This is a genomic window from Variovorax sp. Sphag1AA (genome assembly GCF_014192575.1).
In the GTDB taxonomy this organism is placed as follows: Bacteria; Pseudomonadota; Gammaproteobacteria; order Burkholderiales; family Burkholderiaceae_C; genus Variovorax.
Genome location: NZ_JACHYC010000001.1, coordinates 385,570 through 402,900 on the forward strand (window position 1 = coordinate 385,570; position 17,331 = coordinate 402,900).

The 17,331-nt window shown below is 63.1% G+C and carries 10 protein-coding genes; 5 read left to right on the forward strand and 5 right to left on the reverse strand.

From position 1 onward, the window contains the following. The first annotated feature begins 50 nt into the window (after positions 1-50). From FHW64_RS01985 to FHW64_RS01995, 3 genes are read left to right on the forward strand one after another with little or no spacing between them, the layout of a single operon-like run. Positions 51-1,010, forward strand: coding sequence for a tripartite tricarboxylate transporter substrate binding protein (locus tag FHW64_RS01985; protein WP_184522583.1), 960 nt, complete (start codon positions 51-53; stop codon positions 1,008-1,010). A 2-nt stretch (positions 1,011-1,012) separates the two neighbouring features. Further along, entirely contained in the window at positions 1,013-1,540 is a 528-nt protein-coding gene (locus tag FHW64_RS01990; protein ID WP_311733245.1) for a tripartite tricarboxylate transporter TctB family protein, read from the forward strand. A 1-nt stretch (position 1,541) separates the two neighbouring features. Then, on the forward strand, positions 1,542-3,053 hold the full coding sequence (locus tag FHW64_RS01995) for a tripartite tricarboxylate transporter permease (RefSeq protein ID WP_184522585.1): 1,512 nt from the start codon (positions 1,542-1,544) through the stop codon (positions 3,051-3,053). A 54-nt stretch (positions 3,054-3,107) separates the two neighbouring features. Here FHW64_RS01995 and FHW64_RS02000 read toward each other — a convergent pair whose 3' ends face one another. Further along, entirely contained in the window at positions 3,108-3,554 is a 447-nt protein-coding gene (locus FHW64_RS02000) for a hypothetical protein (RefSeq protein WP_184522587.1), read from the reverse strand. Positions 3,555-3,673: 119 nt separating this feature from the next. Here FHW64_RS02000 and FHW64_RS02005 point away from each other — a divergent pair, with 119 nt between their 5' ends. After that, positions 3,674-4,384, forward strand: coding sequence for a Crp/Fnr family transcriptional regulator (locus FHW64_RS02005; protein WP_184522589.1), 711 nt, complete (start codon positions 3,674-3,676; stop codon positions 4,382-4,384). A gap of 3 nt (positions 4,385-4,387) precedes the next feature. Here the strand turns inward: FHW64_RS02005 and FHW64_RS02010 are convergent, their stop codons facing one another. Genes FHW64_RS02010 through FHW64_RS02025 form a run of 4 tightly spaced genes read right to left on the reverse strand, consistent with a single transcriptional unit; the run spans position 4,388 to position 10,594 of the window. Further along, positions 4,388-4,813: a hypothetical protein gene (locus FHW64_RS02010; protein WP_184522590.1), complete on the reverse strand. Its 426-nt coding sequence runs from the start codon at positions 4,811-4,813 to the stop codon at positions 4,388-4,390. Next, positions 4,810-7,944 carry an efflux RND transporter permease subunit gene (locus tag FHW64_RS02015; RefSeq protein ID WP_184522592.1) on the reverse strand — a complete coding sequence of 1,045 codons (3,135 nt, stop codon included), beginning with the start codon at positions 7,942-7,944 and terminating at the stop codon, positions 4,810-4,812. Before FHW64_RS02015 ends, FHW64_RS02010 begins: the two co-directional genes overlap by 4 nt. Beyond that, a complete protein-coding gene (locus FHW64_RS02020) occupies positions 7,941-9,092 on the reverse strand; it encodes an efflux RND transporter periplasmic adaptor subunit (protein ID WP_184522594.1) in 1,152 nt (383 codons plus the stop codon). The genes FHW64_RS02015 and FHW64_RS02020 overlap by 4 nt, the downstream gene beginning before the upstream one ends. Beyond that, positions 9,089-10,594 (reverse strand): efflux transporter outer membrane subunit, encoded by a 1,506-nt coding sequence (locus FHW64_RS02025; RefSeq protein WP_184522596.1) that lies wholly within the window; start codon positions 10,592-10,594, stop codon positions 9,089-9,091. Before FHW64_RS02025 ends, FHW64_RS02020 begins: the two co-directional genes overlap by 4 nt. A 1,253-nt stretch (positions 10,595-11,847) precedes the next feature. Between FHW64_RS02025 and FHW64_RS02030 the strand changes: the two genes are divergently transcribed. Next, the gene (locus FHW64_RS02030; RefSeq protein ID WP_184522598.1) at positions 11,848-17,103 is read left to right on the forward strand and encodes a PKD domain-containing protein; all 5,256 of its coding nucleotides are present in this window, start codon (positions 11,848-11,850) and stop codon (positions 17,101-17,103) included. Positions 17,104-17,331 lie beyond the last annotated feature (228 nt).

Genomic DNA, 17,331 nt, shown 5'->3' on the forward strand with positions numbered 1-17,331 from the left:
GCATCATACCGACGTCAGCTTCTACTCAGTTTCAAATAAAGGAGACATTGATGCGCCGAGACACATTCCTGAAATCCATGGTCGCGCTGGCGGCCACCGGTGCCTTGCCGCTGTCGGCATGGGCCGCTGCCAACATCAAGATGATGATCCCCGCCAACCCTGGCGGCGGTTGGGACACCACCGGCCGGGCGCTCGGCAAGGCCCTGACCGATAGCAAGCTGGCCGACACGGTCACTTTCGACAACAAGGGCGGCGCAGCCGGCGCGCTGGGCCTCGCCCAGTTCGTCAACGGCTCCAAGGGCGACCCCAACGCAATGATGATCATGGGCGCCGTGATGCTCGGCGGCATCATCACCGGCAAGCCGCCGGTGTCGCTGTCGCAAGCCACGCCGATCGCGCGCCTGACCAGCGAGTACAACGTCTTCGTGCTGCCGGCCAATTCGCAGTTCAAGAGCATGAAGGACGTGATCGATCAGCTCAAGAAGGACCCGGGCAGCGTCAAGTGGGGCGGCGGCTCGCGCGGATCCACGGAGCACATCGCGGCCGCGATGATCGCGCAGCGGGTGGGCGTCGATCCTTCCAAGATCAACTACGTCGCCTTCCGCGGGGGTGGTGAGGCCACGGCGGCCATCCTGGGCGGCAACGTCACGGTGGGCGGCAGCGGCTTCAGCGAATTCGCCGAGTACATCAACGCCGGCAAGATGAAGCCGATCGCCGTCACTTCGGCGCAGCGCCTGCCCGGCATCAACGTGCCGACGCTCAAGGAGCAGGGCATCGACGTCGAGATCGGCAACTGGCGCGGCGTGTACGGCGCGCCGGGCATCACGCCCGAGCAGCGCAAGGCGCTGACGGACCTCGTTCTGGCGGCAGTCAAGACGCCCGCCTGGGCCGAGGCCGTGAAGAAGAACGACTGGACGCCGGCTGTGATGTCGGGCGACGCCTTCGCCAAGTTCGTGGACGACGAGTTCGCGAGCCTGCGCGCCACCATGGTCAAGTCGGGAATGGTCTGACCGTGCAGGCCGAACTGACCTCGACGCCGACGCCAGCGAACTGGCCCCAGACGCTGGTTGGCGTTGGGGTTCTGGTCACCGGCCTGGCCCTCGCGTACGGCGCGATCGACATTTCGTCCGAGGCCGGCTACGGCGGCGTCGGACCCAACTTTCTGCCCTGGCTGGTCTCGATCGCGCTGACCCTGTGCGGCGGGTGGATCCTCTGGGAAGCCCGCACCGGCGGCTTCCGCGAGATGGAGGAGTCGGATTCGACGCCTCCGTACTGGACCGGCTTCATCTGGGTCTCCGCCGGGTTGCTGCTCAACGCCGGCCTCATCACCGTCATCGGCTTCATCCTGAGCTGTGCGCTCTGCTATCTGCTCGCAGTTCAGGGCTTGCGCCGTGCGGGTGGGCAGGCGATCGCGAATTCGCCGCGCACCTGGTTCATCGACCTCTTGACCGGTCTCATCATCTCCGCGCCGGTCTACTGGATGTTCACGAAGTTCCTGGCGATCAATCTCCCGGGCCTGACCGCGACGGGGTGGATCTGACATGGAAATCTTCAACGCTCTTTTGCACGGCTTCGCGCTCGCGATCACGCCGGCGAATCTTCTCTGGTGCCTGGTGGGTTGCGCCCTCGGCACGGCGGTCGGCGTGCTGCCCGGCATCGGCCCGGCGGTTGCGGTCGCGATGCTGCTGCCCATCACCGGCAAGGTCGACGTCACCGCGTCGATGATCTTCTTCTCGGGGATCTACTACGGCGCCATGTACGGCGGCTCGACCACTTCCATCCTGCTCAACACGCCCGGCGAAACCGCCAGCATGGTGACCGCGATGGAGGGGAACAAGATGGCCAAGAGCGGCCGGGCCGGCGCCGCGCTGGCGACTGCGGCCATCGGGTCGTTCGTGGCCGGCACCATCGCCACGGTGGTGGTCACGTTGTTCGCGCCGTTCGTGGCCGACTTCGCAGTCCGCCTCGGCCCGCCGGAGTATTTCCTGCTGATGCTCCTGGCCTTCACCACCGTGAGCGCGGTGCTCGGCAAGAGCACCCTGCGCGGCATGACGGCGCTGTTCATCGGCCTCGCGGCTGGCTGCATCGGCCTCGACCAGATTTCGGGGCAGGGCCGCTACACGGGCGGCATCCCCGAACTGCTCGACGGCATCGAGATCGTGCTGGTCGCGGTCGGCTTGTTCGCGGTCGCCGAAGTGCTCTACGCGGTTCTCTATGAAGGCCGTGTCGTCGAAGGGCAGAACAAGCTCAGCCGTGTGCATATGACGGCTCGGGACTGGAAGCGCTCGATCCCGGCATGGCTGCGCGGCACCGCCATCGGCACGCCCTTCGGCTGCATCCCGGCCGGCGGTACCGAGATCCCGACCTTCCTGAGCTATGCGGCCGAAAAGAAGCTGGCAAAGGATCCGGACGCCCGCGCCGAATTCGGCACCAAGGGCGCGATCGAAGGCGTGGCCGGCCCCGAGGCGGCGAACAACGCGACGGTGACTGCGGCGCTCATCCCGCTGCTCACGCTCGGCATCCCGACGTCGAACACCACCGCGATCCTGCTGGGCGCATTCCAGAACTACGGCATCCAGCCCGGCCCGCAACTGTTCACCACGTCGGCCGCGCTGGTGTGGGCGCTGATCGCCTCGCTCTACATCGGCAACGTGATGCTGCTGGTGCTCAACCTGCCGATGGTCGGGCTGTGGGTCAAGCTGCTCAAGATCCCGAAGCCGCAACTCTATGCGGGCATCCTGATCTTCGCGACGGTCGGCGCCTACGGGATGCGGCAGAGCGCGTTCGATCTCGTGCTGCTCTATGCGATCGGTGTGCTGGGCGTCGTGATGCGCCGCTTCGATTTCCCGACCGCGCCGGTGGTGGTCGGCATGATCCTCGGACCGCTCGCCGAAGCGCAGTTGCGCAATGCGATGTCGATTGGTGAGGGCAGTGCAGCGGTGTTCTTCCAGCGCCCCATGTCGATCGTGCTGATCGTCGTGATCGTGGCCGTGCTGGTGCTTCCTCGCTTGGCCAAGCGCATGGGCGCAAAGCGGCAGCTGGCAATGTCTTGATTTCCTCCGCTCCACGAAACAGGCGTCGCCCCACCGGGACGACGCCTGTTTTGCTTATTCGCCCGACGATTCGTGGCCGAATCGGGCTATGCCGAACATCCGGGTGCTTTGGGCGCGCTGCACTTCAGCCATGAATTCCGGACCGTTGCGCATGCGCTGATAGGCGGCCATCTGTTGGCGGAATTCCGCGCTGTTCGGATCGAAGTTGTCGCGGTTTGCAACCTGGCTCATGCCGGAGCGGATCCACAGGCGGTTGTCGGCAGTGACTTCAGCGCGGCTTGCAGCGCCGGTCTTCGGGTCGGCAGGGCCGACGCGGAATTCCGCCGGTGCGCTCGCGAAGTTCGCGCGGTTCGCGGAAAGGTCTGCCGACACTTCGGCGCGGCTGAAGTGGCTGACGGCGGGAATCGGTGCACCGACCCATTGTTCGGCCGGGACGGTCTGGGCGGACACGGCGCCGGCAAGTGTGAGTGCGGAGATACCGAGAAGTAGCTTTGCATTCATGATGAAATCTCCTTGAGGCCTTGATGTGTGACTGCGGAAATCGCTGTATCACGGGCCTTACTGTCGTTTCTGCGTGCCTTTTACGCAGTGCGATTACGCACAGGTTTTCTTAACTGCTCATGAGCATGACGATCCAGCGTTCGAGCCTCGCCCTGCAGCACATCGCGTTGCTGGAGGGGCTGTCGCAGCAGCGGCTCGACGAATTGGCCCAGCGCTGCCAGTGGCAAAGCATTGCTGCCGGCGCGCCGCTAGTGCTGCGCTCGGAGGAGAAGAGCGATGTCTATTTCCTCGTCTCCGGCCAACTGCGTGTCACCACCTATTCGGCCAACGGGCGGCAGATCACCTTCCGCGATCTGAACGAGGGCGAGCACCTCGGCGAGATTGCCGCCATCGACGGCAGACCGCGCTCGGCCGATGTGGTGACGCTCAAGGCGAGCGTGGTTGCGAGCCTGGATCGCGCCGCATTCCTCGAGCTGCTGCGCGACGAACCGATGGTGGCTGAGCGTGTGATGCGCAGCCTCACGTCGCTTGTCCGGCAACTGTCGGAGCGCGTGATCGACCTGAGCACGATGGGCGTTCAGAACCGCGTGCATGCGGAGCTTCTGCGCCTTGCGCGCGAGGCTGGCATCGATGGCAATCGTACGCGCCTGGATCCCGCGCCGACCCATTCAGAGCTCGCGAGCCGCGTCAGTACCAATCGCGAGCAGGTCACGCGTGAACTCAACGCGCTTCAGCGTGCGGGCATTCTGGAAAAGGAGGGAAAGGCGCTGGTCGTGCTCGACGTGCAGCGCCTCGTCGCGATGCTGGCGGAGGTGCGGGGCTTTCCCTGAAGCTCAGTTCTGCGACGGAGCCGGCACCACCACGGTGGAGCGGCCGTCTGGCGAGGTGACGGTCCTCGAGCCTGCGGGTGCAGGCGTGCCCTGCGGCGTCACGACGGTGGAGCGGCGATCGCCCGAACGGACTGTCTTCGTGCCGCTGGGCGCTGGTGAACCCTGGGGCTTGACCACGGTGGAGCGGCGATCTCCTGAGCGCGTCGTCACATTGCTCGGTGGCCCTCCGCGTGCGCGATCCAGCGCTGCGCCGGCATCGCGGATGCAGGCATCGCGCTGGGGGCGGGGCAGGTTGCCGCCGTTGCACTTGGCGACCTGCTCGTCGTGGATCCGCTGGGCCTCCGCAAGATCGGGAGTCTGCGCAACTGCAGCCAACGAGATGCCCAGGAATGCTCCGGAAACCGCCACACGCTGAAGGATGCTGATCACGGTGTACCTCTGTCGATCGACGACGATGGCGCGAGTCTATCTCGCGGTTCGTGATCGTGGCCGTGGTGCACCGCCCCACGAATGCGCTTGACTGTCTTGCGAATCCAGTGCTCGGTGTCGTCGACGTAGGTGAACACGGCCGGCACCACCAGCAGGCTGAGCACGGTGGACGTGATGAGCCCGCCGATCACCGCCATTGCCATCGGCGAGCGGAAACTGGAGTCCGCGGCGCTCCAGCCGAAAGCGATCGGCGCCATGCCCGCGCCCATCGCGAGCGTGGTCATGATGATCGGCCGCGCCCGCTTGTGGCAGGCGTCACGCAGTGCTTCGAAGCGACTCATGCCGTGGTCGCGGCGCGCGACGATCGCGTATTCAACGAGCAGGATCGAGTTCTTCGTCGCGATGCCCATCAGCATGATCAGGCCGATCAGCGAAGGCATCGACAGCGCTTTCTGCCCGACCAGCAGGCCCACGAACGCACCGCCGAGCGCGAGCGGCAGCGCACAGAGGATCGTGATCGGATGCAGGAAGTCCTTGAACAGCAGCACCAGCACGATGTAGATGCACAGAACGCCGGTCAGCATCGCGAGGCCGAAGCTATTGAACAGCTCGGTCATCACTTCCGCATCGCCGACTTCGGCCACGCGCACGCCGGGCGGGAGGCTGCGGATGGAGGGCAGCTTCATCGCCGCGTCCTTCGCATCGCCCAGGCCGACGCCGGACAGTTCGATCTCGAAGTTGACGTTGCGCGAGCGGTCGTAGCGGTCGATCACCGCCGGGCCACCTTCGATCGACAGTGTTGCGACCTGGCCCAGCATCACCGGCCCACGTGTTCCGGGCACCGCGAGGCGTTCGAGCAGTGAGAGATCCTGCCGCGCCGAATCCTCCAGCTTGACCACGATCGGCACCTGCCGCTGGGCGAGGTTGAGCTTGGGAAGGTTCTGGTCGTAGTCGCCAAGCGTGGCGACGCGCAGCGTGTCGGCGATGGCCGTGCTGGTCACGCCGAGATCGGCCGCGCGCGCGAAGTCGGGCCGCACAGCGATCTCGGGACGGATCAGGCTCGCGGTCGAGGTGATGTTGCCGAGGCCGGGAATGGTGCGCAGGTCGCGTTCTACCGCGCGCGCGGCAGTGGTCAACGCATTCGGGTCGTCACCGGAGAGCGCGAGGATGTATTTCTCGCCCGAGCCGCCCAGGCCCACGGTGCTGCGCACGCCGGGCAGCGTTTCCAGCGCAGCGCGGATCTTTTGCTCGATCACCTGCTTGCGCGGCCGGTCGCCGCGCGGATCGAGCTGGATCGTGAGCGTTGCCTTGCGCGTTTCGGGCGTACCGAAGTTCGCGAACGGATCGCCGCCCGCGCTGCCGCCGCCAACAGTGGTGTAGACGCTGCGCACATGCTCCACCGCCATCACGCGGCGGCGCGTCTCGTCCGCCATCGCGGTGGTCTGCGCAAGCGTCGCACCGGGCGCGAGCGAGATGTACACCTGCGTCTGCGAGTTGTCGTCCGGCGGAATGAAGCCGGTCTTGAGCAGGGGGATCATCGCCACCGAACCGAAGAAGAAGAGGGTGGCGAGCACCATCGTCTTGAAGCGGTGCTGCATGCTCCATCCCACCATGCGCATGTACGCCGCGAGCCAGCGCGGCTCCTTCTCGGCGGTGACGATGGGTTTGAGAATGTACGCCGCCATCATCGGCGTGAGCATCCGCGCCACCACCAGCGAGGCGAACACTGCGAGCGACGCGGTCCAGCCGAACTGCTTGAAGAATTTGCCGGCTACGCCGCTCATGAATGCGGTCGGCAGGAACACCGCGATCAGCGTGAAGGTCGTGGCGATCACCGCAAGGCCGATTTCGTCGGCCGCTTCCATCGCGGCCTGGTACGGCGTCTTGCCCATGCGCAAGTGGCGCACGATGTTCTCGACCTCGACGATCGCGTCGTCCACCAGGATGCCGACCACCAGCGACAGCGCGAGCAGCGTCACCACATTGATCGAGAAGCCCAGCAGGAACATGCCCACGAACGCCGGGATCACCGACATCGGCAGCGCCACCGCCGACACGAAGGTCGCGCGCCAGTCGCGCAGGAAGAGCCACACGACGATCACCGCCAGGATGGCGCCTTCATACAGAAGGTGCAGCGAGCCTTCGTATTCCTCGCGCACTGGCTCGACGAAGTTGAAGGCCTCGGTCAAGTGGATGTCGGGGCGCTCGACGCGCATTTGCGCCAGCGCCTTCTGCACCGCATCGCCCACTTCGACCTCGCTCGCGCCGCGGCTGCGCGCGACCTCGAAGCCGACCACCGGCTTGCCGTCGAGGAATGCGGCGGCACGGGGCTCGGCGATGGTGTCGCTGATGCGCGCGACCTGATCGAGCCGGATGCGCCGGCCGTCCGACAGCGAAATCTGGATGTCCGCGATTTCGTCCGCCGATCGCACCGTGGCGAGCGTGCGGACCGGCTGCTCGCTGCCGCCCACGTCGGTGCGGCCGCCGGCACTTTCGATCTGCTGTTGCCGCAACTGGCGCGAAATGTCGGCCGCGGTCGCGCCCAGTGCCTGCAGCTTGGCTGGGTCGAGATCGACATGCACCTGCCGAGTCACGCCGCCCACGCGGTTGACCGCACCCACCCCGCTGATCGCCAGCAGGCGGCGGGTCACGTCGTTGTCGACGAACCATGAGAGTTCCTGGTCGTCCATGCGCGACGACGAGATCGTGAACGCCAGCACCGGCTGGGCCGCGAAGTCCAGCTTGGTGATGACCGGATCGCGCAAATCCGCCGGCAGGTCGGCGCGCACACGCTGCACGGCGGAGCGCACGTCATCGACTGCTTCCTGCACCGGCTTTTCGAGCCGGAATTCGACGATCAGCGTGACCGCGCCGTCCTGCACCTTGGTCGTGATGTGCTTGAGGCCCTGCACGGTCGCGATCGAGTTTTCGATCTTGCGCGCGACATCGTTTTCGAGTTGCGACGGCGAGGCGCCCGGCAGTGCCGCCGACACGGTGACCGTCGGCAGGTCGATGTCGGGGAAGTTCTGCACCTTCATCGCATTGAAGGACAGCAGTCCGGCGAAGGTGAGCAGCACGAACAGCATCACCGCCGGGATCGGATTTCGGATCGACCAGGCGGAGACGTTCATTTGGCGGCTCCGTTCACGGGATTGGCGGGCAGTGCATCAACCACGCGCACCAAGTCGCCATCGTTGAGGAAGCCCGCACCCTGCACGACCACGCGGGCGTCAGGCGGCAGCGGGGTAGTGATCTCCACGCGATCAGCGACGCGGCGGCCGGTCTCGATACGGAGCATCGACACGCGGCTGTCGGCCTGCATCAGCAGCAGGTGATTGAATCCATCGCGCGGCACCACCGAGGCCAGCGGCACGGTGACCGCATGGCTGCGGCCGAGCATGAAATCGCCGTGCGCGAACATGCCGGCCTTGATGCCGGTGTTCTGCTGCACGTCAGGGATGTCCACATAGATCAGCGCCGCGCGCGTCTGAGGATCCACGGTCGGGGCGACGCTACGCACCTTGCCGTTGACCGTCGCGCCGGTCGCGCTCACGACCACGGCGGGCGTGCCGACCACGATGCGCCCGAGGTCGCCGGACATGATCTCCGCGCGCCATTCGAGTCGCCCTCCGCGGATCAGGCGGAAGAGCTCGGTGCCTGCCGAGACCACGCTGCCCACTGTCGCCGTGCGCGAGGAGATGACACCATCGTCCGGCGCCATCACCTTGGTATTGCGGCCGCGAACCTGCTGCGCCGCGAGCACCGCTTCAGCCGCTTCCACCCGGGCCTTGGCGGTCTGCTCGGCGGTCGTGTACTGGTTGATCTGCTGCTGGCTCATCGCACCCGTCGCCTGCAGCGTGCGCGCCCGGTTGGCGGTGCCCGCCGCGTCGGCCGCGGTGGCGCGCGCCTCGGCCAGCGAGGCCTTGGCCTGCGCCACGTCGGCATCCACCGATTCGCCCGAGAACACTGCGAGCACCTGGCCCTTCTTGACCGCATCGCCGACATTGACGCGCACCTCGGCGAGCCGCAGTCCATTTGCCTCGGAGCCGATGCTGGCTTCCTGCCAGGCGGCGACGTTGCCGTTGGCGGACAGCGTGACGTTGAGCTCGTTGGTCTCGGGCTTGGCGACGGTGACGGTCAGCGTCGGGCGAGCGGTCGACGCCGCTTCCTTCATGTCACCCGATGACTTGCCGCGCGACAGCCAGAAGCCCGCGCCGGCAAGAACCAGCACGACCAAAGCGATGACGATGAGGGTAGAGCGCTTCTTCATTCTTTTCATGGTGATGACGGAGCGGCCGCCGGGGCCGTCGTTGCAATCGATTCGGGCCGCGACCAGCCGCCGCCCATGGCGCGATAGAGCGCCACCCAGGCTTCGGCGCGCTCGCGCTGCAGCGACACGCGCGAGGTCTGCGAGACGAACAGCGTGCGCCGCGCGTCCTCCAGATCGAACAGGCTCGCGAGCCCGGTGCTGAAGCGCGCCTGCGTCGCGTCGAACGAGGCCTGGTAGTTGTTCACGGCGGTGTCGGCGTCTTCGGCGCGCTCGTCGGTGCTGCGGAGATTGATCAGTGCCTCTTCGACCTCGCGCACCGCCTGCCGCACGCTCGCGCGGTATTGAGAGACTGCCTCGTCGTAACGCACCTTGGCCGCCGCTTCGTTGGCAGCGAGCGTGCCGCCGTCGAAGATAGGCACGTTGAGCGCCAGCGGGCCGATGGTCCAGGTGTCCAGCGTCTCGCGGAAGCCCCCGGTGCGTACCTGCACCGTGGCGATCGAGCCCTGCAGCGTTAGCCTCGGAAAGCGCTGTGCGAGCGCGGCACCCGCATCGGCGCTTGCTGCGGCGACGCTGAGTTCGGCGGCGTACACATCAGGCCGCTGCGCGAGTGCTTCCGCCGGCACGCTGTGCACCGCCTGCACGGCTGGCAATGCGACATCGATTGGCGCCGCTTCAAGCTTGGCCCTGAGCACCGGTGCTTCGATGCCGGTGAGGGACACCAGCGTCTGTTCGAGCACCGCGCACTGCGCGCGCTGTTGCGTGAGTCGTCCAGAGGCCTCGGCGGCGCTGGCGCGTGCGAGCGCCGCATCCGCCGGTGCGGTGAAGCCGGCTCGCATGGACAGATCGGTAAGTCGCGCGGTTTCGGCACGCGATTTCGCGTCTGATGTCGAGACCACGAGTTGCCGGCGACAGGCACGCTCTGCCAGATAGGTGTTGGCGGTTTCGGCGGCGACCGACACACGTGCGTCGTGCCACTTGGCATCCGCACCCGCGAGCCGCGCCTGGCTCGCGTCGCGGTTCGCGCGAAGACCGCCGAACAAATCGATTTCCCAGCTTGATTGCAGGGCGGCCTGTCCGGTCGTGAGGATCGGCAGGCTGGTGCTCACGCCGTCGCTTCCGGAAGTCGAAGTGCCGGTGAATCCGGTGGTCGGCGAATTGCCGCGGCTGGCCGACAACTGGCCGTTGAGATTCGGAATCAGCGCCGCGCCGGCCGAAACGCGCGTGGCCCGCGCTTCCGCGATGCGAGCACCGGCGCTCGCCACCGTCGGGCTCACCGACTCGGAGGCAAAGATCAGCTCGACCAACAGTGGGTCATGCAACTGCTCCCACCACTGCCCGAGCGTCGGCAGCGAGCCGCCGTGCGGCAGCGGGGCGGTGGAAGCGGGGAGCGGATTGCTCCATGTCGGCGGCGTCGGCGCATCGACCTTTTCAGGCGGACGCGGGACGGCGCAGGCCGAAAGTAACAGCAAAGAGGCAACGAGCGAAAGCGTCGGAAGCCGGGTGGTCCTCATGAGTTCGGGGTTCCGCGTAAAGGGGCGCTGCGGCGACGCGCGGGTCGCTTGGGCGCTTGTCGAGAGGCCAAGAGGCCCTGCAAGGCGCGGAGCATAGCAAGGGCGGTGCAGAGCATCTGTGAGTGTTCGCCGCGACTTGTGGGGCTTTGACGCGGAAGTGGCGCCTGTCAGCTGTTTGACGGCCGACGCAGGGCAAGACGAAAGGCGCGGAGCGATCTTCCCTGTGATGCTGGAACTGGCGTTGACTCCTGCCGCCGGCGACGGCGAGCTGATCAAGCCAGACCTAGGTATGACCCTGGCGGCTGAGACTGGAAGCCGGCGGGCATCGCGTTGTGCTCAGCCCGGTGCAGCGGGAGTTCAGGCAGAGATTGAGAAAGTCGGGCACGACAAGTTCGTCGGCCGCGCACCTCATTCAATGCGAGGACTGCTCAGGCAACGACAGGTGTGCTGGGGCTCGGGGACGGCTCTGATCTCATTTAAAAAAACGACGCGATTCAGGGCAATGCGGACATCGCGTGGTGCGGCCCTGGAATCTCTGCGGATCAGGCCTGGTTCAAGAGGTCGGCAACGATCTTGAAGTGAGCGCCATCGGCTTCGTCAATTGGCCATCGGTATCTCGGCGATCTGGGCCAGTTGGCAGTAGTGCTGCAGCCATCTGAAGATGCGCCAATGCGACGCGGGAGAAGTTGGCGAGTTGCCCCGGAAAAATCCGCGCAACGTCCCGCCGACGCGTTGCGAAGCTCGGGGTAAGCTCGCCGCGTTCGTGAGGAATTCACACGAACGAACGACAAAAATAGTCAGGGAGAAAATCTTGAGCAGCAACCCGAAGCGCGAGCAGCGCTTGGGTGTCGTGCGTGCGCCGATTTCACGGCTACGAACAGGCGCCGCAACGTTCCAGGCGGAACAAGATTCCGTGCAGGCCCGGTCGCGCTCGAGGTCCAGCGACCTGCAGCGTCATCGCGCTTTCGCGCGCTCCAGCTTGAGTCGGCACCCGGGTTGCCTACTTCGCCAATTCACCTTCCCTATTGGCCATGGCGGCGCTCCAAATGCGCCCGCTCAACGTCACCGCCGCGCTGCGGGTTAGGGCGGAGGGGGTTGTCTTGCGCGACAACCTTTCGCTCTGCTGTCTAGCCGGTTGCCAGCTCAATCAATCTTTAGCACTTTCCTGCCTCAGGGGGCAGGCCACTCTATCCGTGGAACTCCAAAAGCAAGTTGTCTGGTGAGTGGGAGGCGAGAAGACTCATCTAAAAGCAATGAATACTATTAAAAAATATTTCCAACAGCATGTTGGGGTGATTTTTCTTTTGATTTCTAAAATTGCAAGAGCGTGGATTGTGGGTGCACTGTGTGTTCTTCATTTGACATCGCACGCCGGAGTTGAGACGCATCTCGTTGGCGACGACGCTGCTGCGGGGCCATTTCCCATTGGTTTTGTGTTTCGATTTTATGGAAAAGAATACACCGAGTTCAATGTAACTACTAATGGCCTGATTCAATTTGCGTCTCACGATAGGGACTACACAAATTACTGCCTGCCAAGTCTTTTGGATACGATATACGTTTTTTGGGATGATTTGAGAACGGATGCGGCAGGGCAGCCCACCGGAAAAATTCAATATCAAACGATCAATGAATACCCAAATAGAAAATTGATTATTCAGTGGACAAACCAGTACTTTTATGGTTCAAATTTGCCGATGGGAACGTTTCAGGCCGTCTTGTCGGAAACGACGAATGAGGTAAAACTTCAGTATCGATTCTTGAGAGAGGATCGAAGCACGGGAGAGTCTGCGACCATCGGAATTCAAGGTGGAACTACTCAGATCATGCAGCACGGCTGCAATCAATCTAATGTCATTTCCCCTGAAATGGCAATCTCCTATATCCCCGATGCTGCTGGTTTGGAATACAAAGTCGACGTGGGTGCACCCTACGGTTTCATCGACATTTCGGATCTGACGCCCAGTCCTCCGATCGCTGCGGCGCGATTTACAAATGGAAGTCCGAGTTGGAGTTGGCAGAAAATCGATGAGCTAAATTCCTATCAGATCGAAATTCAGACAGATGCTGGTGAAACCATTTATGCTGAAGTACTGGGGGATGTGGATTCTTTTACCTGGGGTGGTCGTATGGACTCCGGTGAGAGCTATCGCGCGCGCGTTCGTGGTAGCGTGAATTCCGGGGGGACATGGGAGCTTTGGTCTGGACTCAGTCAAGTGGTGACGATAGATCTGGATGCCCCTGAGGGACGGATGCTTGCTGCCAGTCAAACCGGGCCAGGTTCTGTTCTCTGGCGCTTCCAGGCCTTGGATGATCTAAGTGGTGTTGAAAGTGCTCGGTTACAGATTGCGAGTGATCCTGAGTTTCAGAACGTGCTTTGGGATGATTTTGTCCCTGAGACGCAAACGTCTTATTCCTATGCCGGTGCAGTGCCTAGCCAGCGGCTCTACGGTCGTCTCAATGTTCGGGACAAAGCGGGAAATTTTTCCTCTGAATCCAACATTGTCGACGTCCTTGTTCTCCCGGCACCGACGGCCGATTTCGATCCTACCGTCCTTTCGGGTGAATCTCCCCTCGACGTAGCATTTGGGAATAAGACGACCGGAAGCCCGGCGTCTTATTGGTGGGATTTTGGCGATGGTCGAACGAGCAGTGAAAGCAGTCCGATTGTTCGTTTTTCGCAACCGAACGTCTATGACGTATCTTTGCAAGCAAGCGGCATCGGCGGAACGACAAGAGCCAGCAAAACAATCACTGTCACGCCTGATGTGACCATGCCTTCCATGGAGGTGCTCAATGGGGAAATTGGTGTTGGCGATCAGCTATCTATTGATCAAGCTGTGACCCTTATTTTAAAAGCGTCGGACAAAAACGGAATCAAATCGATCTTTGCAAATTTTGCGGGGAATGCACTTTCGCCGGTGAAGATCGACGACCATGATATTTATCAAATAGTTATTGACCCCCTTCAATATTCGAATGGCATTCATGAGCTACTTGCAGGTGCGGAAGATCAGGCGGGGAATTTTGTTGAACGAAATGTTCGGGTGAATATAAATCTCCCGGCGCCGAGTGCGCCGAATTTAATTGAACCGAAAGAAAAATTAAGAACCAACCAAGACTCCGTAGTTGTACGTGGCACCACGTCGCAGGGAGCTGAGGCTATTCTTATCTTAAATGGCGAACCTCAAGGGGACTGGTTCGGGGTGGTTAATCAGGAATTTCAAGGGGCGATAACACTCGTCGAAGGGAAAAATCGCATAGCCGCCATGGTCAGAAACAATCGCGGTTCCAGTGCAATCAGCACGGAGATTGTGGTGACGCTTGATACATCGAAGCCAAGCGGGCCCACCCTTCTGCGGGCAGTCTCGCAACCCCAAGGCAAGGTTCGCTTAACATGGGCCGCATCTAGCGATCCCAATTCAGCGGGCTATGACCTGTATCGTTCGCAGGCTGCATTTGCGGATATCGGATTCGCGTCTAAAGCAAATGCGTCGTCGATTCGCGGCACCAGCTATGAGGATCTACCTGATCAAGACGGAATCTGGTTCTATCGTGTGGTAGCAGTCAACTCGCTTGGGACCACCTCTGCAGTATCAGATCAGGTTCAGGTCTTTGTGGATAGGGACCCACCCAAAGCCCTGTCGGTCATATACCAGCCTGAAGGCAAGGCCGATACGGCCACAGGCCGTATCGGCCAGGGCAAAGTCAACGTCCAGCTCAAGGTGAGCGAGGAACTACAGGCCGCGCCGTACCTTGCGGTCGTGCCAGCAGGCGGCTCGCCGATCGTCCTCGAATTGACCAAGGGCGACGCCACGACCTACACGAGCGCGTTCTTCGTCAATGCCCAGACGCCATCAGGTATCGCAAATACGCTGTTCTCAGCGCGGGATGCCGTCGGCAATCGTGGCACCGAAATCGATGCGGGTGCAACGCTCAAGATCGACACTGAAGGACCGGCGTTGTCGTCCACCATGCTGAACCCGCCCGCGCCGATCAAGGCGGGTGCGAACACCACGGTGCAGGCGACATTCGTCTTCAGCAAGACGCCGAAGGCAGGCGTTCCGCCACAGATCAAGTACCTGTTGTCCGGTAGTGGCCGTCAGCCGACTGCCATCGCAGGGCTGACATCGGTCGATGCAGTTACCTGGGAGGGCAGCTTCACACTGCCGTCCGACGCCGGCCTGACTGCACCCGAGATACTCAGCTTCAGCAATCAGACCCAGGACGATCTCGACAACGTGTCGACGCAGGTCACCGCGGCCAACCGCTTCCAGGTCTACCAAGGGAATCTTCCCCCTGCAAATGCGCCGCTACTGCTTATCGGAAAGGCCATCCCGGGCGGCAAAGCTGCGCTGACATGGCAGTCCGTCGACGAGGCCTTTGCGTACCAAGTCTATCGAAAGGGCCCGAGCGACGCCGCACTAGAGGTGCTCGCTCGTGCAAGTGGGCCCGAATACGTCGATCAGACCCCGGCAGACGGCAGCTACACCTACGCCGTGGCCTCGATCCGTTCCTCGAACGGAGAAGAGACGGTCTCTAGCCAGAGCGCCACCGTAGACGTGGCGACCATCGCCAATGGACCGGGTGCTCCGCAAAACCTCACGCTGCTGCTTACAGGGCAGGGCATCAAGGCGACCTGGCAGGCACCCGTGGCAAGCCCGGTCGACTACTACAACCTCTATCGTGCGAGCGGCACGAGCATCACGAGCGTCGATGACCTCACGCCGGTCAAGACGCGTGTGAAGAACCCGATTACCTACGATCCGCAACCTTCGCCAAGCCAAAGTGCGTACGTTGTCACGGCAGTCGACGTCGCGGGCAATGAATCGGCGGTGTCCAACTCGGCCTATCTCAACACCAGCCTGCTGCCGGTCGTCAACCTGCGTGTCGAGCAGATCGGCAATACGCTACCGGTCATCTCGTGGCAGGCGCCGAACGGGAACCTCACGGGCTACAACGTGTATGTCGGCCCCGATGCCAATCTCACAAAGTTGACGCCCAGCCCGATCACCGCGACCAGCATCAGCGACAGCGGGTTTTCCGGCGGCGAGCGGCGATACACAGTCGCGAGCGTGGACGCCGCAGGTGAGGAGATCGGCCGCAGCCTGACCCTACCCGCCGTCAGTACACAGATCGTGTCGGGTCTGCCGATTAAGCGCGGGATCATGAATAGGGTGCAGGCGCAGGTGGTCAACACTTCCGCGGAGCCGCTGGTCAATGCGCGGGTGATTGTGCGAATGCCGACTAGCCGTGCTGGCACGCAGTTCGCCGAACACAAGTCTGAGCCCTTTGATCTCGGCAGCAACCAGACGCAGCTTGTCACCGTCGTCATCGGTGGCTATGCGGAGCTGTCCGATCAGGTGCAGGCGATGACTGGCATCGAAAGCAGCCCGCACGAAGGCGAAACCGTTCTTCTCGGCCGCAACCAGACCTTCGACATCGGTGACAGCGCGCTGGTGGTTGGCATGACGACCGGCGAATTCACCCGCGGGGCCACCGGCAAGGTGCGGCTCACGATCGAAAATACCTCTGCGGTGGAAGTCGAATTCCTCACCGCGACCGGTGGCGGAAACAACCCATCGACCGAGCTGCGTTTCAAGATCGTCGACGCCGATGGCAACGTCCTGGCGACCCAGCCGTACAAGCAGTCGGTTGATCTCACGCACGTTCCATTCGACCGTGATGAGGTTGTAGTCAAGGAAGATTGGCTGCGTCTGCGCGATCCCAGGCTTGACCTGCAGGCGCCCCGCAACTTCCTGGTGGTTGTTGGCGCGGGCGCGATAAGCGTACCGACCGGTCGGCACGTTCTGGAAGTAGGCCTCGCCGAGGTTGTCGGTGGTGAGTTGGTAGCTCACGCTCGCCACGTCTTCGTTCTGCAAAGTGATGGTCGCGCCGGCCAGACCCGGAATCAGCTTGCCCTGTTTGTCGAGCGTGGCGGTATAGATGTCGCTCGCGCGGAACAGCACGCCGATGGCCATCTCACGGACTGGAGCGACATCGACGCAACCCGACCCGCAGGCCAGCAAACCACAAGCGCCAAGTTCACCTATGACGACGCCGGCCGCAAGACAAGCGAAACCGTCATATATCCAAATCCTGCGGGCGGCACCTATTCACTGGGCTACACCTACCAGTACAGCCCCGCGGGCTACAAGACCCAACTGACCTGGGCTGACGGAACCCGGATTGGCTACGCCTACAGCCAACACGGCGTATTGGAGACCGTCATCATGCGCCGCGTAGGTACGGCGTTGGCCGCATTGGTCGGCTGCATTGGACTGAACCTCGCGGCACAGGCGCAGGGCGCCGCCACGACAGTGACCCCACCGAATGGCATCCTGAGCGCCGAAGTGGTGGACCTGAGCGTGCAGACCTCCGTTGGCCCGGTGGAATGGAAGCGCACCTTCAACGGCGTGGGCTGCCCCTCCTTCGTCGCGCGATCAGGGATGAACTGGATGACCGGCGGGAGTGCCGCTTGCGGCGGCGCCTGGAATTCGCTGTCGTAGACGCCGGTCGTGTTGACGTCGAAAAAGTTGACGAAATACTCCCACTGCTTCGTATCAGGATTGCGACTGCGCGACAGCCAGACGTTTTCCGGTGGCAACGGCTTCGCATCGGAGCGCATCACGGCTCCGACCGCTTTGGTGCCGCCGAACGGATCGGGCAACTTGGCGTATACAAAGCCGTCCGTGGGCGGCATCGTGAGCTTGTAGGTCGCGACGCCTTGCGTGTTG